Source organism: Hymenobacter siberiensis (assembly GCF_018967865.2).
In the GTDB taxonomy this organism is placed as follows: Bacteria; Bacteroidota; Bacteroidia; order Cytophagales; family Hymenobacteraceae; genus Hymenobacter; species Hymenobacter siberiensis.
The window spans coordinates 4,374,840-4,392,527 of the sequence record NZ_JAHLZY020000001.1 but is presented as its reverse complement, the minus strand read 5'-3'; the positions used below and the strand labels follow the sequence as shown (position 1 = coordinate 4,392,527).

Annotated in this window: 14 protein-coding genes, 1 pseudogene and 1 riboswitch; of the genes and pseudogenes, 5 read left to right on the top strand and 10 right to left on the bottom strand. The window is 63.4% G+C overall.

Annotated features, from left to right (window positions below):
* Positions 1-108 precede the first annotated feature (108 nt).
* Positions 109-948, top strand: coding sequence for an FRG domain-containing protein (locus KQ659_RS19395; protein ID WP_216690570.1), 840 nt, complete (start codon positions 109-111; stop codon positions 946-948).
* 9 nt (positions 949-957) lie between these two features.
* On the opposite strand, the pseudogene KQ659_RS19390 reads toward KQ659_RS19395, so the two are convergent.
* The 3 genes and pseudogenes from KQ659_RS19390 to KQ659_RS19380 form a co-directional block, all read right to left on the bottom strand.
* Positions 958-1,326 (bottom strand): annotated as a pseudogene (locus KQ659_RS19390) (fatty acid desaturase); the annotation flags it as partial.
* Positions 1,327-1,341: 15 nt separating this feature from the next.
* Positions 1,342-1,785: a hypothetical protein gene (locus tag KQ659_RS19385; protein ID WP_216690572.1), complete on the bottom strand. Its 444-nt coding sequence runs from the start codon at positions 1,783-1,785 to the stop codon at positions 1,342-1,344.
* 181 nt (positions 1,786-1,966) lie between these two features.
* Positions 1,967-2,695, bottom strand: a complete 729-nt coding sequence (locus KQ659_RS19380) for a DUF2490 domain-containing protein (RefSeq protein ID WP_216690573.1) — start codon at positions 2,693-2,695, stop codon at positions 1,967-1,969.
* Positions 2,696-3,217: 522 nt separating this feature from the next.
* On the opposite strand from KQ659_RS19380, the gene KQ659_RS19375 reads away from it, so the two are divergent.
* Positions 3,218-4,849 carry a GMC family oxidoreductase gene (locus KQ659_RS19375; protein ID WP_216679578.1) on the top strand — a complete coding sequence of 544 codons (1,632 nt, stop codon included), beginning with the start codon at positions 3,218-3,220 and terminating at the stop codon, positions 4,847-4,849.
* 97 nt (positions 4,850-4,946) lie between these two features.
* Here KQ659_RS19375 and hrpB read toward each other — a convergent pair whose 3' ends face one another.
* The 3 genes from hrpB to KQ659_RS19360 all read right to left on the bottom strand — a co-directional run bounded on the left by hrpB (position 4,947) and on the right by KQ659_RS19360 (position 8,830).
* On the bottom strand, positions 4,947-7,637 hold the full coding sequence (gene hrpB, locus KQ659_RS19370; protein ID WP_226930062.1) for an ATP-dependent helicase HrpB: 2,691 nt from the start codon (positions 7,635-7,637) through the stop codon (positions 4,947-4,949).
* Between the two features lie 9 nt (positions 7,638-7,646).
* Positions 7,647-8,435 (bottom strand): YqjF family protein, encoded by a 789-nt coding sequence (locus tag KQ659_RS19365; protein ID WP_216690574.1) that lies wholly within the window; start codon positions 8,433-8,435, stop codon positions 7,647-7,649.
* A gap of 62 nt (positions 8,436-8,497) precedes the next feature.
* On the bottom strand, positions 8,498-8,830 hold the full coding sequence (locus KQ659_RS19360) for a rhodanese-like domain-containing protein (RefSeq protein WP_216679580.1): 333 nt from the start codon (positions 8,828-8,830) through the stop codon (positions 8,498-8,500).
* 73 nt (positions 8,831-8,903) lie between these two features.
* On the opposite strand from KQ659_RS19360, the gene pnuC reads away from it, so the two are divergent.
* Entirely contained in the window at positions 8,904-9,551 is a 648-nt protein-coding gene (pnuC, locus tag KQ659_RS19355) for a nicotinamide riboside transporter PnuC (RefSeq protein ID WP_216679581.1), read from the top strand.
* A 133-nt stretch (positions 9,552-9,684) separates the two neighbouring features.
* Complete coding sequence (locus tag KQ659_RS19350) at positions 9,685-11,130, top strand: aldose epimerase family protein (RefSeq protein ID WP_216690575.1); 1,446 nt, start codon at positions 9,685-9,687, stop codon at positions 11,128-11,130.
* A 67-nt stretch (positions 11,131-11,197) separates the two neighbouring features.
* On the opposite strand, the gene KQ659_RS19345 is transcribed toward KQ659_RS19350, so the two are convergent.
* The 3 genes from KQ659_RS19345 to KQ659_RS19335 form a co-directional block, all read right to left on the bottom strand.
* The gene (locus KQ659_RS19345) at positions 11,198-12,211 is read right to left on the bottom strand and encodes a Brp/Blh family beta-carotene 15,15'-dioxygenase (protein ID WP_216679583.1); all 1,014 of its coding nucleotides are present in this window, start codon (positions 12,209-12,211) and stop codon (positions 11,198-11,200) included.
* A gap of 146 nt (positions 12,212-12,357) precedes the next feature.
* The gene (locus KQ659_RS19340) at positions 12,358-13,131 is read right to left on the bottom strand and encodes a bacteriorhodopsin (protein ID WP_216679584.1); all 774 of its coding nucleotides are present in this window, start codon (positions 13,129-13,131) and stop codon (positions 12,358-12,360) included.
* Positions 13,132-13,398: 267 nt separating this feature from the next.
* On the bottom strand, positions 13,399-13,623 hold the full coding sequence (locus tag KQ659_RS19335) for a hypothetical protein (protein ID WP_216690831.1): 225 nt from the start codon (positions 13,621-13,623) through the stop codon (positions 13,399-13,401).
* Positions 13,624-13,785: 162 nt separating this feature from the next.
* Positions 13,786-13,889: riboswitch (TPP riboswitch) on the top strand.
* A gap of 60 nt (positions 13,890-13,949) precedes the next feature.
* Between KQ659_RS19335 and KQ659_RS19330 the strand changes: the two genes are divergently transcribed.
* Entirely contained in the window at positions 13,950-16,463 is a 2,514-nt protein-coding gene (locus KQ659_RS19330) for a TonB-dependent receptor (RefSeq protein WP_216690576.1), read from the top strand.
* A gap of 97 nt (positions 16,464-16,560) precedes the next feature.
* Here the strand turns inward: KQ659_RS19330 and KQ659_RS19325 are convergent, their stop codons facing one another.
* Entirely contained in the window at positions 16,561-17,625 is a 1,065-nt protein-coding gene (locus KQ659_RS19325) for an NAD(P)-dependent alcohol dehydrogenase (RefSeq protein WP_226930061.1), read from the bottom strand.
* Positions 17,626-17,688 lie beyond the last annotated feature (63 nt).

Below are 17,688 nucleotides of genomic sequence, written 5' to 3'. Positions count from 1 at the left end.
GCAATAGTAAAATCAATTACTGCTGCGGGAGAGATGCTTCGGCTGCGCTCAGCATGACCGTTCTCTATTTATAAGCAACCTGCTATTCGCTCCGCGTATCTTCGCCCCATGCCCTTATCTGCCAACGATTACGAAGCCACTTCCTGGGAAGACCTGCAACGGCTGCTGTTTCAGGACACCTGGGATGCGCGCATTGGGCGGTTCCGGTCGCCGTTTGTGTACCGGGGCGGCCGCTCGCGTCATTTTCAGCTCGAAACCAGCTTGCAGCGCCTTGGCGGCGAGTACCATAACCTGGAGCACCACCTGCTGCGTAATTTCCGCAAGTATGCTCGCGAAACCGATATGCCTGCTGCCAACACCAGCACCTGGGACTGGCTGGCCCTGGCCCAGCACCATGGCCTGCCTACGCGCCTGCTCGACTGGACGTACTCGCCCTACGTGGCCCTGCACTTCGCCACCGACGACCTCGACGCCTATCACGAAGACGGCATCATCTGGGCCCTGAACTACGTGAAGGCGGCCGAGCACCTGCCCCAGCGCCTGCGCCATGCCCTGCGCCAGGAAGGTTCCAACGTGTTCACCTCCGAGCTGCTGCTGCCCGTGAGCAGCAGCCTGCGCGAGCTGGAAGAGCTGCAGGCCGAGCCCTACGTGCTGTTTCTGGAGCCGCCCAGCCTCGATGCCCGCATCGTACACCAGTACGCCCTGTTTTCGCTGATGAGCACGGGCAAAAGCGTGCTGCACGACTGGCTGGCCGACCGGCCGGAACTGTATTTTCGCATCATTATTCCGGCCCGCCTGAAGTGGGAAGTGCGCGATAAGCTCGACCAGGCCAACATCACTGAGCGGGTGCTGCTGCCGGGCCTCGGGGGCCTCAGCCGCTGGCTGCACCGCCACTACTCGCCCCGCACCGAAGGCAAGAACTTTCTGGACGACAACGAGATGCGGTAGCTTTCGGGGTTAGGCCTGCCACGGCCAGTGCCAGCGGTAGGCATGCTTTTGGGCCCGCGCCCGCTGGGTGGGGGTGTGGCCCACCACCTGCACGTCCCAGATGAGGCCCGTGGCGCGCAGGCCGGCCACCAGGTACCGGCCCAGGTCCAGCTCATACCATTCGGCACTCATTTTAGCCGAGCTGGGGTGGGCGTGGTGGTTATTGTGGAAGCCCTCGCCGAACGACAGCGCGTCCAGCACCCAGCTGTTGTAGCCGTGCTCCGTGGCATCGTCGATGGCGTAGCGGGCGTAACCGTATTTGTGGGTCATAAATCCCACAAACCAGTGCCCCAGCATGCTCACGCTCACCCGCACGGGCACGCAGATTATCATGGCTTCAAACCCGAAAAAGGCTCAGATGAGACCGGCCATGCCGATAACGTACAGGTACCAGGTTTTTTCGAGGAAGACGAACCAGGGGTCGTGCAGGTCTTCGGCCGGAATCTGGTAGCGGTTGATATCGCCGGGCACCAGGTCGAAGTGCAGGTTCCAGTAGTAGTCGCGGGCCAGGGAGTGGTCGTAGCGGAAGTAGGGTGGGCAGTCGAGCCGGTTCTGCCAGTAGTCGCGGAAATAATGCACCCGCAGCCAGGAAATTGGCCCGCCCAGTCCCGACAGTACCGCCAGGTAGGCCAGCACGCCCCGCGTAATCCGCCCGCACCGGTAGGCGTGGTGGATGATGCCCCGGTGCAGGCCAATGGAGTGCCCCAGCCCCACCGTGAGCACCACCAGTCCCGCCGAAGCCAGCCCGCGCGGCCCCGACCAGCTCGACCAGCCCCAGCCCAGGGCGGCCGCCAGCATCAGGTATATTCAGCTATTGTGGAGCCAGCCCGGCCGAAGCTGGTCGCCGGCTAGCACGGGCGAATTGGGGGTAAAATCCGGCATCGGAGCAGGTGTTTTTTTGTTGCTACTACGAATGTAGCGCCCTAAATTCCAACCCGCAACGGCCTGGCAAAGCAGGAGAAACCGGCATTTGAAGGCCCTATAGGCGCACCAGCGAGCGGTGGCTGGGAGCGGCCACGGCCACACTGAGCTGCACCGCGTTGCGGGCCAGGGCGAAGCCCAGGTTGCCCGCCGACTGGGTTTGGTGCAGGTAGGCCATCTCGATGGTCGCCAGTGGGCTGAAGCGGTAGCCCAGGCCGGCGCTGGCGCGGTTTTCTTCCAGAAAGCTGCGGCCTTTCTGCTTGCCCAGGCTGGCAAAAAGCTCATCGGCTCCTACCACGTAGGCACTTCCCACGGGCAGCAGGCCACCCGAATGCAGCGGCACCACCAGCCGGAGCTGGTAGCGCAGGCGCGGCGCAAACCGAAAGGCGGCTTCCGGCAGCGGGCGCAGCCACCGTTCTTCGGCCCGCAGGCGATGGCTGGCGCGCACCGGCCCTTTCATATCGGCGAGGGTTACTTCCTGGTAAAAGCGGTGCTCGGGCACTCTGGGACCATCGGCCGGGCCAAATTCGTTGGCCGCCAGTACGTAGCCGGTGCTCAGGCTGAAACTGGGTGCTATGTGCAGGCGCAGCCCTAGCCGCCCCAGCTGCTGGGTACCCAGCTGGGCACTGCTTTGGCGGCTCTCTACTTCCGAGTACAGGGTCCAGCGCCCCCGCAGCGGCAGGTCGGCGCTGAGCTTCAGCCAGCCCATGGGAGCCCCGCCACCCTGCGCCAGCGCAGGGGTGCCAGACAGCAAGGCCAGCGGCAAGATGCGGAAGAGGTGTTTCACCCCCTCAGGTTACGTAATTGTTGCGTCATATTGCCTCTTGCTGTACGCCATCCATAAATACTGGTTAGCGGGTGCCGCTGCTGGCTGGAATTAAGGTTCGGATTTTATCGTGTGGTTAGGCCGGACGCGCTGGCTACCAGTTCAGGTTGAACGCATATAAATGGAGTCATGGGCCTCCATTGTCTCACAGGGCATTTTAGGCTTTAAAAAAGCGTCAGGTCCAAAATAAAAAAGTACCCTGGTAGGGGGTGTAATTCAAAACTACGCGCTGCCCTTTTCATGAGTCATTGGCCCTTGCCTCTGGGCTCCACTAAGGGCATCAGACACCAGTCCGAACTTCTGCTTGGCGGTGGCAGCGCGTAGTTTTGAATTACACCCCCCCCTTTGTAGGCTGGATTCAGTCCTCAAAATTTATATGCGTTCAACCTGCTACCAGTTGGAATAGTGTGCTATTTTCCATAGCTTTAGGCATCTTACGGGCCTGCTCCAACTGGCCTTCACCAACCCAACCAATTCCCACCCATGACTCCAACAGAATACGATTACATTGTGATTGGCGCCGGCTCGGCCGGCTGCGCGGTAGCGGCCCGGCTCAGTGAGCGGCCCGAGCTGCAGGTGCTGGTGCTCGAAGCCGGCGGCCCCGATGCCCAACAGGAGATTCACGTGCCGGCCGCCTTCCCGCACCTCTTCAAAACGGCCCTTGACTGGGACTACATGACCGTGCCGCAGGCCGGCCTCAACGGGCGGCGCGAGTTCAACCCACGGGGCAAGATGCTGGGCGGTTCGAGCTCCATCAACGCCATGATTTTCATGCGCGGCAATCCGAATGACTACAACCGCTGGGCCGAAATGGGCAACCGGGGCTGGGCCTACCAGGACCTGCTGCCCTACTTCCGCAAAACCCAGCATCAGGAGCGCGGCGAGAGCGTCCACCACGGCGTGAACGGCCCCATCAACATCGCCAACCTGCGCGACCCCAACCCCCTGAGCCTGGCCTTCGTGGAAGCCGCCACCCAGGCCGACTACGCTCCCAACGACGACTTCAACGACGGCGAGCAAACCGGCTTTGGCCTTTACCAGGTGACCCAGAAAAACGGAATGCGCTGCAGCGCCGCCGGCGGCTACCTGCACCCCGCCCTGACCCGCGAAAACCTCACGGCCATCACCCACGCCCACGTCACGGAGCTGCTCATTGAGGACGGCCGCTGCGTGGGCGTGGCCTACATGCACGACGGCCAGCCGCAGCAGGTGCGGGCCCGGCGCGAAGTCATCCTCAGCGGCGGCACCATCAACTCTCCCCAAGTGCTGCTGCTCTCCGGCATCGGGCCGGCCGAGCACCTGCGCCAGCACGGCATTCCGGTGAAGCTCGACCTGCCCGGCGTGGGTCAGAACCTGCAGGACCACATTTTCCTGCCCGTGGCCTACCACTGCACCCAGCCGGTTTCGCTGGCTGATGCCACCTCGCCCGAGCAGGGGGCCCGCTTCCAGAACGAGCAGATGGGCATGCTCACCTCCAACATCGGTGAGGCCGGGGGCTTCATTGATTTGGGTATCGACGGCTCGCCCGAAATTCAGTTTCACTTCAGCCCCAGCTGGTTCATCCACCACGGCGCGGGCAACCCCGCCGGGCATGGCTACACCCTGCTGCCGGGCGTGGTGCGCCCCCACAGCACGGGCAGCGTCACCCTCAACTCGGCCGACCCCTTCGACAAAGCCCTGGTGGACCCCAACTACTACGGCGACCCGCACGACATGGAGCTGATGAAGCAGAGCGTGGCCGCCGCCTTCGCCATCGCCGAGCAGCCCGCCTTCGCCCCCTACCGCGGCGAACGCCACCTGCCCGGCCCCGACGTGACCACGCCCGAAGCCCTCGAAAACTTCATCCGCGATTACACGATGACTATCTACCACCCCGTGGGCACCTGCAAAATGGGCCACGACGCGCTGGCCGTCGTCGATGACACCCTGAAGGTGCACGGCATTGCCGGGCTGCGCGTGGCCGATGCCTCCATCATGCCCATCATCATCAACGGCAACAGCAACATCCCGACGATGGTCATCGGGGAGAAGTGCGCCGACCTGCTATTGCAGGACCTGGACGCCGCCGCAACAGCCCAGGACCTGGCCATGGTTGGTGCCTCAGCCGCGGAATAACGTAGTCCGGTCCGCCTCGTTTTTATGCCCGGATTTTAGTGGTGCGCTTGCCGGGCCGGATTGCGACAAAACGCAACCCGGCCCGGCAAGCGCTTTATTATCCCAGCCGCTTCTTCGTTAGCCGGGTCGGAATATGTTCCATCGGCTTATCGGGCCAGGGGTGGCGCGGGTAGCGCCCCTTCAAATCCTTGCGCACCTCAAAATAGCCCTTCTCCCAGAAGCTGCGCAAGTCGCGCGTTACCTGCGCCGGCCGGCCGCCGGGCGAGAGCAGATGCAGCAGCAGCGGCACGCGCCCAGCGGCCACGGTGGGCGTTTCGGTGAGGCCGAATAACTCCTGGAGCTTCACGGCCAGCACCGGGGCGGCGGCATCGCTGTAATCCAGGGTGATGTGCGAGCCACTGGGCACTTCCAGCGCGGCCGGGGCTAGGCGGTCCAGCTCCTGGCGCTGGTTCCAGCCGCCGGGCAGGCGGGCCAGCAGCGGCTCGTAGAGGTCGAGGCGCTGCACCTGGTCGAGGGTTTTGAGGCCGGCGAGGTGCGAGCCGAGCCAGTCGGCCAGCTCCAGCGCTAGTGTGGCATCATCAAAAGTCGGCCAGGCAGTAGTTGTTTGTTGTTCGTTATCAGTTGTCAGGCCGGGGGCGGGAGCAGGGAAGTGCTGCTGCAGAAACGCCAGCCGCTGCTGCAGCTGGCGGGCGGCTGGCGTCCAGTTCAGCTTGCTTACACCGGCTTCCTGCAAATAGGCCAGCAGGGCGCGGGCCACCAAAGCCGGTTCGGGCTGGCCGATGACTTTTTCATCGAGTAGCAACGCGCCCAGGCGGCGCACCCGGCGGCCGGTTACGCGCTGGGTGGTGGTGTCGTAGCGCACTTCATCGGTGGTTGTAATCTGGTCGGCGAAGGCCAGCTCCAATTCCTCCTGGTCCAGCGGGGCGGCCAGCGTGGCCCGTGGCGCCGAGGCCGTGCCCGCCAGATGCGCCACCGCGAAAAAGGTGGCTTGCGGGTCTACGTCGGTGGTGTTCAGGCTGACGCGCTGGCCGGTTACCAGGCGCAGGCGGTCAGGGGTTTCGCGCTGGGCCAGCCGGTCGGGATAGGCCAGCGCGGTGAGGAGGCCCACGGGTGGGTGGGTGGATTGGTGGGTGGGTGGGTGGGCCGGCTTGCCCAGGCGGCTGGTGAGGTTGTGGGCCACGTCGCGCACCCGCTGTAGCGTGGCGTGGTGCAGGGCCAGGCCGGGCAGGGGCGGGCGGCCACTTTGCAGCGCTTCAAGGCGCAGGCGCAGGTCGGGCGGGGCGGGGCGGGTGTCGGTGGGGGCGGCCCAGCGCAGCAGGTCGCGCTCGGCCAGCAAGGCAGCCAGGGAGGCGGCGGCTGCGCCGTGGCCCAGCTCCTGGCCGCGCACTACGAGGTGGCCCAGGCGGGGCGGCAGGCCCAGGGCGGCGAGTTTTCGGCCGTGGGGGGTTGGCTTCGCCGAGTTAAAAGTTAGGAGTGAAGAGTGAAGAGTTGGCGAGTTGGCATCAACCCTTAACTCTTCACTCCTAACTTTTAACTCTGATAAAGCTCCCAGCCTAACCAACAATTCCTGCGCCTGACTAAACGCTGCCGCCGGCGGCACGTCCAGCCAGCGCAGGTTGGTGGGCTCCGTAGCGCCCCAAAGGGCCAGCTCCAGGGCGAGGCTGCTGAGGTCGGCGGTGTGGATTTCGGGCGGGCGGTGGGCGGGCAGGTGGTGGTGCTCGGCTTCGGTCCAGAGGCGGTAGCAGGTGCCGGGGCCGAGGCGGCCGGCGCGGCCCCGGCGCTGGTCGGCGGCGGCGCGGGCCACGGGCACGGTTTCGAGGGTAGTGAAGCCGGTGCGGGGCACAAAGCGCGGCACCCGCGCAAAGCCCCCATCAATCACCACCCGCACCCCCTCAATGGTGAGGCTGGTTTCGGCAATGCTGGTGGCGAGGATAACCTTGCGTCGGCCGGCTTTCGCAGGCCGCAGGGCAGCGTCCTGGGTTTCGAGGGGCAACTCGCCGTGCAGCAGGTGCAGGTCGATGTTATCGGCTAATGATTCGAGCTTGCGGACGCTGCGCTGCAGGTCGCCCACGCCGGGCAGGAAAACCAGAATGTCGCCTTCGTGGGTTGCCAGCGCCTCCCGCACTTGCTTGGGCACCAGCTCGGCCAGCCGCTCGTTGGGCTTGTTGGGCAGGGCTGAGGCGCGGCGCGGGTCGAGGTAATGCGTATCAATCGGAAACAGAAAACCGGCCGACGATACCACCGGCGCGGGCAGCCACTGCCCCAGCCGCTGGGCTTCCAGCGTGGCGCTCATTATCAGAATCCGCAGCTCGGGCCGCAGCACGGCCTGCGCATCCAGCGCCAGGGCCAGGCCGAGGTCGGCGTTCAGACTCCGCTCATGGAATTCATCAAATACCACGGCGGCCACGCCCTCCAGCGCCGGGTCGTCCTGAATCATGCGCGTGAGAATGCCTTCGGTGATGACCTCCACGCGGGTGTCCTTGCTCACCTTACTGTCCAGCCGCACGCGGTAGCCGATGGTGCGGCCCACGGGCTCGCCCAGCAGCTGGGCCAGGCGGGCGGCGGCCCCGCGCACGGCCAGCTGGCGCGGTTCCAGCACCAGAATTTTGTCCCCGGGATGGCGCCATTCGGCGGCCAGCAGCTCCAGCGGCACCACGGTAGTTTTGCCCGCGCCGGGCGGCGCTTCCAGCACCACGCGGCTGTTGGTCGCCAGGGCGGCCCGCAGCGCGGGCAGCGCCGCGATGATGGGCAAATCGGGGAGGGGCGGCAGGACGAACGGCTTATTCACTGCCCAAAATTACACCCGCTGCATGGGCCACAGTTCCACCTGCACGGGGCCGCCGGCGTGCACCACCGGCGGCCCCGTGCAGGTGGGCAGGCCGTGGCCTTCAATCAGGGTCGACTCCAAGTGCAGGACCTGGGCCGTGTTGAGCGGCCACTGCGTGTGCGCTATCCGGCCCCGGTACAGCTTGGTTTGGGCCTTGTTGCTGGTGTAGAGCGCATACCGCTCGGTGAGGAAAAAGGCCAGCGAGCCGGGCTCGGCGGGTGGCAGCGGGGCCCCTATTTTCCAGGTGGCGCGGAAGCTGGCGGGCGGGGCCCCGCCGTGGGTGCGCAGGGCCGTGAACTGCCGCAACCCGGCGCTGGGGCTTTCCATGTGCATGGTGGCGCGCAGGTAGGGCAGGTTGAAAAACGCGCGTGCCACCCACACGGCCAGTGCATTGGTGGCATCGAGCGAGAAAAACCACACGCCCGGCACCCCGTCCAGATGCACGTAGGTGCGCACGTTCAGCTCCAGAAACTGTTGCGTGCCGGGCACCGGCGGGGTGAAGCGGGTGCGCACTTTGCTCATCTCAAACGGCACGATGGCCAGCCAGGCCATGCCATCGTGGGTGTCAATTTTGAGGCGGGGCGGCAGGTGCGGCTGCAGCAGCTCGGCCGGCACGGGCCAGTGCAGAAACAGCAGGTCGCTCCACTGCTGGCGCAGCAGGGGCTGGCCCATGGGCCGCTCGCGCAGGGCCAGGCGGTCCGAGAGGGTGGGGGCGTGGGGAGAAGGCGCGTGGCTGGTGGGCAGCGGAAAATCAGGCATGAGGAGCGGCGGCGGTTGGCAGGATAACAATAAACCCCGGCAAGTGGCGGCCGCGGCTCAGCCTAATACGTGGGAAACGCCGGATCGACTTGCAAGGCCCAGGCATCGACGCCGCCGCGTAGGTTGCTGACGTTGGTGCGGCCCAGGCGCTGGCGCAGGTAGCCTAGGGCGTGGGCCGAGCGCACCCCATGGTGGCAAATGACCACCACCGGCCCTTCGGTGCGGATTTCGGCAGCGCGGCGCGGTAGCTCGTCCAGGGGCAGCAACAGGCTGCCGGGCAGGTGGCAGTACTCGAACTCCATTTCCTCGCGCACGTCGATGAGCTGGATGTCGTCGCCGGCTTGCAGGCGGCGGTGCAGGTCTTCGGGGCTGATTTCGAGGGGGCTGTTTTGCATAATGCGGGGAGTTGAACGACAAAAATAGGCCCGCCGCGCCCTACCTTGCAGCTTCCTATCAGCACCTGCCCGCGTGTTTGCTCTTTTGTTGCTCGATATTCCGACCTCGTTTGTGCAGTACTGGCACGCCACCACCCCGCTGGAGCTGGTGGCCGTGCTTACGGGGTTTGCCTGCGTATGGCTGGCCGCGCGCGAGTCCATCTGGAACTTCCCGGTGGCCATCATCAGCTGCCTGCTCTACGTATTCGTCTATTACCGGGCGCGGCTCTATTCCGACTGCTACCTCCAGGTCCTGTTCATCGTCCTGAGCCTCTACGGCTGGTACGAGTGGCTGTATGGCGGGCGTAATGCCACCGAGCTGGGCGTGACGCATGCTACCCGCCGCGAGTGGCTGCTGGGCGCGGTATTCGTCGTGGCCTTCACGTTGGGCTTTGGTTACTACCTTCATTACAATACCGATGCCTCGCTGCCCCACCTCGACAGCTTCACTACGGCCGGCAGCATCGTGGCCCAGTACCTGCTCACCCGCAAGCGCCTCGAAAACTGGCTGATTTGGATACTGGTCGACCTGATTTACGTGCCCGTGCTCTGGTGCAAAGACCTGTATCCCACTAGCATACTCTACGCCCTCTACCTGGGGCTGGCTGCTTACGGCTACCGGCAGTGGCGGCGCGAGCTGGCCCGGCCCGTAGCCGCATTGCCTGCATCCGTTGCCGGCTGAAAAACGGCAGACTATTGTTGAGTTGATTTGTTATGCCGGGAGGCACCCCCATTATCCACCCAGGTAATGGCTTCCGGCGCATGGTTACCATTGCCTCTCTCTTTACTGCATCTGTTCTCCCCCCCCCTGTAAATTGCTGCGCGTTTCCCTCACCGGCCCGGAATCCACGGGCAAATCGACCCTGGCTACCCAGTTGGCGGCGCACTACGGTACCTCTTTTGCCCCTGAGTTTGCCCGCGAATACCTGGCCCAGTCCGGCTCGCACTATACTCCCGAAGACCTGGAGGAAATAGCCCGGGGCCAGCTCGCGGCCGAAGCCGAAGCCGCCACCCGCGCCCACAACAACCTGGTGTTCTGCGATAGCGACCTGCTGGTGATAAAGATATGGGCCGAACATTCCTTCGGCTCCTGCCCCGAATGGATTCTGCGCACCATCGACGAGCAGCAGTACGACCTGGCCCTGCTCATGGGCGTGGACCTGCCCTGGGAGCCCGACCCCCTGCGCGAGCATCCGCACCTGCGCCAGCATTTTTACGACCTGTACCGGCGCGAGCTAAGCGAGCGCATGGCCAACTTTGCCGAAATTGCCGGCTCCGGCGAGCGCCGCTTTGCCCAGGCTCGCTTCTTGGTTGATGAGCTGCTGCGCACGGCTGCTCAGGCCTCGGCTCAAGTTTTAGAAGAACCCCGCATGTCGTACCACCCTACCTACTACACCCTCAACACGCCCGCCTGCCAGGCCACGTTTGTCGCCCGCGGGGCCGAGCTCACCAGCCTGCGCACCACCGCCGACGACCTCGAATACATCTGGCCCGCCGACCCTGCCGTGTGGGCCCGGCACGCGCCCGTGCTGTTTCCGCTGGTGGGCCGCCTGCCCAACGATGCTTACTCCTACGAGGGCCGCGACTACAAGCTGCCACAGCACGGTTTCGCCCGCGACCAGGAGTTTGCCGTGCTGCGGCACACGGCCACCGAGCTGGTGTTCCGCCTCCAGCACGACGAAACCACCCGCGCCATATTCCCCTTCGCCTTCGAGCTCGTTATCACCTACACCCTGCGCGATGCCGAGCTCACTGTGCGCTGGGACGTGCGCAACCCCGCCACCGATGCGCCATTGCTTTTCAGCATCGGGGCGCACCCGGCCGTACGGTGCCCCCTAAGCCCGGACGAAAAATTCGAGGATTACTACTTCGAGTTCGACCACCCCGTGACCCTGGAGCGCTACCTGCTGGCCGGCGGCCTGCTCACGGGCCAAACGGCCCCCGTGCTCATCCAGGCGCGCCAGCTACCGCTCACCTACAGCCTGTTTGCCGATGATGCGCTGGTTTTCAAGCACTACGATTTCTCCGGCCTCACGCTGCGTTCGCGCAAGTCGGCCCACTTCGTGCGCTTTCAGTTCGACGGCTTTCCCTACCTCGGCCTCTGGACCAAAGGCCCGGGGGCCAGTTTCGTGTGTGTCGAGCCCTGGCACGGCATCGCCAGCGCCGCCGGCAAGCCCGGCGAGCTCAGCGAGAAAGAAGGCATCCTGACCCTGGAGCCCGGCCAGGTTTTCACGGCCGCCTACACCATTGAGGTGGGCTAATACTTGGTAATGAGGGAAATGGTGAGCAGACTCATTGCCGTAGGGCAGCGGGTTAGCTTGCTTTTCCTCACCGCGCAGCCGGCCGCCACTGCGGGGCATCCATTACCACCGTCACGAGCAAGGCGTGGGGCAGTGTCACGATGGAGGCCACCACCAGGGCCAGGCTGAACCAGGCGGTTTCGTCGGGCAGGTGGGCGGCCAGCAGGCGGCCCAATACCAGCAGCGCCACGCAGCTGATGAGCAGCAGCGGAGCCGCCCGCCGCAGAAAAAAAGCCAGCCGCGCCAGCAAATTGCCCCGGCTGGTTCCCGGCAGCTGGCCCGGCCCGGCATAGCCAAGCCAGCCCGTGAGGCGCAGCACGTGCTGCAGGCTGTGCCAGAACACGAAATACACGCCCACCGACAGCTTGGGCGGCAAGGCTACAAACAGCACCGCCAGGATGAGGACTTCGCCCAGCTCGGCCACCAGCAGCGGCCACTGCTGCCGGGCGGCATACCGTGCCCATAGTACTACGTGCCCCACCGCTACTACCACCGCCAGGCCAGTAGCCCCGGCCGCAAACGTGCCGGGTCCCATTGTGCCCGTGCCCACAAACCGGAGCAGCCCGTTCACGATGCCGGCCGTTTCGGCGGGCCATTGCCAGGCGGGCACCGCAAATAGCAGCAGGCCCCGCAGCAGACTATGCGCCAGCCACCAGCCGGCCGATACCAATGGCCCGGCCGGTGCATCGGCCGAGCCCCAGTGCCACACCGTGAGCAACAAGAAGCCGGCCACCGTGGCCGCCGGCCAATGCCACCACAGCAGGCCCACCGCCGCCGCCAGGCCCAGGTAGCCGGCCAAAAACCGCAGCCAGTAGCGCCAGCCGTCGGCCGTGCTTCCCGGGTGGCTGGCCGGTACCACAAACTGGTCGCAGGCTCCGTGCGCCACGCCCAGCACCACCATGCCCACGGCCAGCGGCAAACCCAGCAGCAGCCCGGCCCGGCCCGGAAAGGCCGCGCCCAGCCCCACCAGCACCAGCACAGCCGCGTAGGAATAGCGCCGCTGAGACCAGTCAGAAGCCAATGTGCCAAGCGAGTTAGTCATAAGTGAAAGAGGAAAAAAGCACTACAGGCTGAACCGCACGGCCGAGGCAGTGAAATTCAGCCTGTAGGCCGGGGGGTGAATGGCGGGCAAGTCTGCCCGCCACTGAGCCGGAAAAGGATGCCGCCGCTGGGCGGCCCCCCTCAAAGCTAGGCGACCGAAACCGCCTTAGCAGGAGCCTCTTTCACGGCCGACTCGCTGCGGGCGATGCCGTACACGACCAGACCAAAGCCGATTTTGTTGACGGCATCGGCAAGGTTATACAGCAGGTCGAGGTCCTGGGGACGGAGCAAGCCGGCTCCATCGGGCCCGAGCCAGCCACCGGGCATAGCCATGTAGCCAATTGGGTAAATGGCCCAGCCTGCCAGCACGAACCACGCCAGGGCGCGCACGCCCTTCTGCACGGCTACCGAGTTGGAAGCTGCTGCCAGTTTTGCCACTTCGCCCATCCAGGCCGAGTACAGAATATAGAGGTAGCCCAGCGTCGAGAGCGAGCCCCACAGCACCGAGTGACCCATGGAGCCGTCGGTGAAAGCTTCGCCGATGTAGCCGCATACGAGCATGACGACGGCCGCTATAATCAGCTTGTAGAGCAGCGATATTTTGGCCCCGGCGGCTCGCACCAGCAGGTAAAATTCTACTACCATCAACGGCACGGTTAGCGTCCAGTCGATGTAGCGTAGGGCTATGGGAGTCTCATGGGTACTCACATAGTAATCGCGCATGTAGTAGTAGTGCACCGCCGCGATGCCGGTAATCATTCCCGAAATCAGCAAAGACGTTTTCCACTTATCGGCTACAGTACTGCGCTCGAAGAGGAAAAATACGGCCGCCGCAGCCATTGCCATATATCCCGTAAAAAACGTGAATGCCACCGGGTCGTCCACGGGAATGCGCATGATGTCTAGAAACAGGTTTTGCATGGGAAAAATTGTAAGGGTAAGGATTGTGCGATATGCACGGCTCCAATGTAAGATATTTGCAATATAATTGTTTAATATGCTTGGGTATTTAATCGAACCAAATGATAAAATGCCCGCCAGTAGCTCGCCTGGGCACTTTCTATTTTTTGAAATTATGGTTCGCAATTCCAGGTAAACCAGAAGCCTACAGGCCGCCAGCACCCCACTGGGGTGCGGCGGCCGGCGGGGGCTCGCGGTGAATGACGGATAGGGGGGGGATTTCAGCGACTATACTTCCACCCGGCGGCGGTTATAGTCCGGCTCCCAGTCGTTGATGGGGCGCGAAATGCCGGGCGGCAGGTCCAGGTCGGGCAGGCTGGGGTCATGGGGTTCGCCGCCGTCGTCGTCGCCGTCGTGGGGCGGCGGGGGCGGCACTACGCGGCGGCGGCGCGGCAGCACCAGCACAAACAGGAAGAAGGCGCAAAAAGCAACGGCGTAGATTAAGCTGAACATAACGAAAGCGGCTAAAGCGGTGCGGAGTTTATAACGTCGGCCCCCGGCCCGACGTTCCGCCGGCCGACGTCCCTAAATTAACTGACAGTCAGCAAACCGCCACTCTCTTAACCAACGAATAATAAAAAAAGATATGGCCTGGTCTGACGGGCCGTATCTTTACGGCATGTTTAGGGGTGCTGATGTTGTATACAACATTGGCTGAGATGATACCCATCGAACCTGAACCGGGTAATGCCGGCGAAGGGAATAAACTATCCACGGACGATTCTGCGGCCGCTCCGACCCCTGGGGCGACGGCACGTTCTACTTTTCATCTCATTTTTTTGAAAACTGTACTCCTTGCGGGGGCGGCACTGTGCGTGCTGGCCGCCGCGCCGGCGTGGGCGCAAGGCCCCGTGTCCGGCACCGTTTTGGCCGATGTGCTCCATATCAGCGAAGCTAATCCGGTTGCTAATGCGACTATTCTGCTTGATGGCAATGTCGTTGGCACCACGGGTGCCACCGGAGGGTTTGCAATCGTCGTAGTGCCTCCGGGTACTCACGAGTTGCGGGTGATACGAGATGATTTTGCGTCGAGCTCCGTGACTATAAAGGGCTCGGCTGAACCTCAGCAGCTGGGCAACATTGTTTTAGCTGCTTTTGCGGTGGTCACGCCCGAAGCCCTCGTGATGGCTTCCCGCGCCAACGACCGCACGGCCACGGCCTACACCAACCTGAGCAAGCAGGAGCTGGCCAGGCAGAATTTCGGGCAGGACCTACCCTACCTGCTCAACCAGACGCCTTCGGTGGTGGTGAATTCTGACGCCGGGGCCGGCGTCGGCTACACCGATATCCGCATCCGCGGCACGAGCAATACGGGCATCAACACCACCATCAACGGGGTGCCGCTGAACGACCCGGAATCGCACGGCGCGTTCCTGATTAACCTGCCGGATTTGGCCTCGTCCATCAATTCGCTGCAAATCCAGCGCGGGGTGGGCACCAGCCAGAACGGCGGCGCGGCCTTCGGAGCCAGCATCAACATCAGCACGCTCGACAACCGCCGCGAGGCTTACGCCGAAACCCAGAACACCTACGGCTCTTACCAGACCTGGAAAAATAACGTGTCGTTTGGCACGGGGTTGATTAACGGCCATTTTACCGTTGATGGGCGGCTCTCGCGCATTGCCTCCGATGGCTACATGAACCGGGCGGCTTCCGATTTGAAGTCGTACTACTTCGCCGCCGGCTACCAGGCCAAGAACACGCTGCTGAAATTCATCACCTTCTCGGGCCGCGAAAAAACCTACCAGGCCTGGAACGGCGTGCCCGAGCCAGCCCTCTCCGGCGACCGCGCCCGGCTCCAGACGTTCATCAATAACGGCGAGCTCACGGAGGCCGATGCCGCCCGCGTGCTCCAGGAGGGCCGGCGTTACAGCTCCTACACCTACGGCAACCAGACCGACAACTACCAGCAGAACCACTACCAGCTGCACCTTTCGCAGGGTCTGGGCCAGCGCTGGAACCTGGCGGGCGCGCTGCACCTCACGCGCGGCTTCGGCTACTACGAAAGTTACCGGGCCAATAAAAAGCTGGCTGATTACGGCCTGGACAACGTGGTGCTGGGCACCACCACCATCAAGCGTACCAACCTGGTGGACCGCAAGTGGCTCGACAACAACTTCTACGGCGGCACGATGGCCCTCAACTACCAGCCCGCCGACGGCAAGCTACAAGCCACCTTCGGCGGTGCCTGGAACCGCTACGACGGCGACCATTACGGCGAAATCATCTGGGCGCAGTATGCCTCGAACAGCCAGCTCGGCCAGCGCTACTACTTCAACAATGCCGTCAAGACCGATTACAACGCCTATGCCCGCGCCACCTGGCAGGTGCTGGACCGGCTCGGCATTTATGGCGATATGCAGGTGCGCCACATTGATTACACCATCGACGGCCTGGAACCCAAAAAGCAGGACGTGACCACCCGCGCCAAGTACACCTTCTTCAACCCCAAGGCCGGCGCTACCCTCAGCCTGGGCACCGGCCAGCAGCTGTACGGCAGCTTCGCGGTGGGCCAGCGCGAGCCTGTGCGCTCCGATTTCACCGACCGGCCCGTGGGCGACCAGTCGGCCCAGGCCGAGCGCCTCGAAGACTTTGAAGGCGGCTACCGTTTCAACCGCGCCGACCTAGCTTTTCTGGGTCCGAACGGGGCACTGCGCTTCGAAGCCAACGGCTTTTATATGAACTACCGCAACCAGCTGGTGGCCACCGGCCAGCTCAACGATGTGGGCACGGCCCTGCGCACCAATGTGGCCCGCAGCTACCGGCGCGGCGTGGAATTGTCGGCTTTCCTGTCGCTCAACGACAAAATCAGCCTCAGCAGTACCCTCACCCTGAGCCAGAACCGCATCCTGAACTACCGGGACGTTTCCTATAGCTACGACACGGTAACCTACGTTGTCACCACCAATGCCGCCGAAGCGCGCACGTCCACCATCTCGTATTCGCCGGGCGTGGTATCGGCCCATACGCTGGAAGGCCAGCCGCTGAAAGGCCTGCGCGTGGCCCTGCTCCTCAAAACCGTGAGCCGCCAGTACCTCGACAACTCGCAGAACGACTACCGCAGCATCAACCCCTACCAGACGCTCGATTTCCGCCTGCGCTATGCCCTGCACCCCCGTTTCATGAAGGAGATTGAGCTGGGCCTGCTCGTCAACAACCTGCTCAACCGCGAGTACGTGGCCAACGGCTATACCTACACCTACCAAGGCGCCAGCGGCAACCAGGAAACCTTTAACTGGTTTTACCCCCAGGCCACGCGCAACTACCTGGCCTCGATTGGATTGAAGTTTTGAGCGCGTACAAATAGGTGGGTAGAATGGCCCGACCCCGCTAAAAAAGAACGTCATGCTTCGACTACGCTCAGCATGACGTTCTTTTATTTATTGCGTTCTACTCCTTTAGCGAAGCCATGTCGATGACGTAGCGGAAGCGCACTTCCTCGTCCATCATCTTACCGAAGGCTTTATTGATGTCCTGCATCGGAATCATCTCCACTTCGGGCGCGATGTTGTGCTTGGCGCAGAATTCCAGCACTTCCTGCGTTTCGGCAATGCTGCCGATGACCGAGCCGGCCACCGAGCGGCGGTGCATGGCCACTTCCATGTTGTTGAGCGGCGCTTTGTAGGGCCCGAGCAGGCCTACGGTTGTAATCACGCCGTTGCGCTTGGCCAGCGTCACGTAGTCGTTGATGTCGAAGGCATCGGGGATGGTGAGGCGGATGAAGTCGAACTTCAGCTCGTGGGCCTTCATGGCCGCCGAGTCCGTCGAAATCAGCACTTCGTGCGCGCCCAGCTGCTCGGCAGCGGCCTGCTTCTCTTTGTCGCGGGTGACGGCCGTGACGGTCGCACCCAGCGCCCGGGCCAACTGCACGGCCATGTGGCCCAGCCCGCCAATGCCCACCACAGCCACGCTTTGGCCGGGGCCCACGTTCCAGTGTTTCATCGGCGCGTAGGTCGTTATGTCGGCGCACAGAATGGGCGCGGCCGCTTTAATATCCAGCGCATCGGGGATGCTGAGTACGAAGGATTTCTTCACCGTGATGTTGGTCGAATAGCCGCCGAAGGTGTTGAAATCCTTGTTCTGGGGTTTCATGTAGCCGTTGTAGGTGGCCGTCCAACTCACGGGGCCTTCGCAGTAATTTTCTTCCTTTTCCTGGCACGAGGGGCACACGCCACAGGAATCAATCATGCAGCCCACGCCCACCACGTCGCCCACCCGGAACTTGGTTACGGCGCTGCCCACCTCGTTCACGCGGCCCACAATTTCGTGGCCCGGCACGCAGGGGTAAATCGTGTTGTGCCAATCGTTTTTTACCTGGTGCAGGTCGGAGTGGCACACGCCGCAGTACAGAATGTCGATGTGCACCTCGTCGGCCTTGGGGGCCTGGCGCTCGATTTCCATCTCGGAAAGGCCGTTGAAAATGGAATTGCTGGCACCGTAAGCTTTGGTTTTCATTGCGTCCATGCGTGGGGGAGGATAAGAAGGTGAAGATTGAACATTGAGGCTGCAACTAAATGA

Bases quoted from the DNA above. Each gene is read 5' to 3' on its own strand.
- KQ659_RS19360 (WP_216679580.1), bottom strand. From the start codon at position 8,830: ATGCAAAACAGCCCCCTCGAAATCAGCCCCGAAGACCTGCACCGCCGC.
- KQ659_RS19395 (WP_216690570.1), top strand. From the start codon at position 109: ATGCCCTTATCTGCCAACGATTACGAAGCCACTTCCTGGGAAGACCTG.
- KQ659_RS19345 (WP_216679583.1), bottom strand. From the start codon at position 12,211: ATGACTAACTCGCTTGGCACATTGGCTTCTGACTGGTCTCAGCGGCGC.
- KQ659_RS19375 (WP_216679578.1), top strand. From the start codon at position 3,218: ATGACTCCAACAGAATACGATTACATTGTGATTGGCGCCGGCTCGGCC.
- KQ659_RS19385 (WP_216690572.1), bottom strand. From the start codon at position 1,785: ATGCTGGCGGCCGCCCTGGGCTGGGGCTGGTCGAGCTGGTCGGGGCCG.
- KQ659_RS19340 (WP_216679584.1), bottom strand. From the start codon at position 13,131: ATGCAAAACCTGTTTCTAGACATCATGCGCATTCCCGTGGACGACCCG.
- KQ659_RS19325 (WP_226930061.1), bottom strand. From the start codon at position 17,625: ATGAAAACCAAAGCTTACGGTGCCAGCAATTCCATTTTCAACGGCCTT.
- KQ659_RS19335 (WP_216690831.1), bottom strand. From the start codon at position 13,623: ATGTTCAGCTTAATCTACGCCGTTGCTTTTTGCGCCTTCTTCCTGTTT.
- KQ659_RS19365 (WP_216690574.1), bottom strand. From the start codon at position 8,435: ATGCCTGATTTTCCGCTGCCCACCAGCCACGCGCCTTCTCCCCACGCC.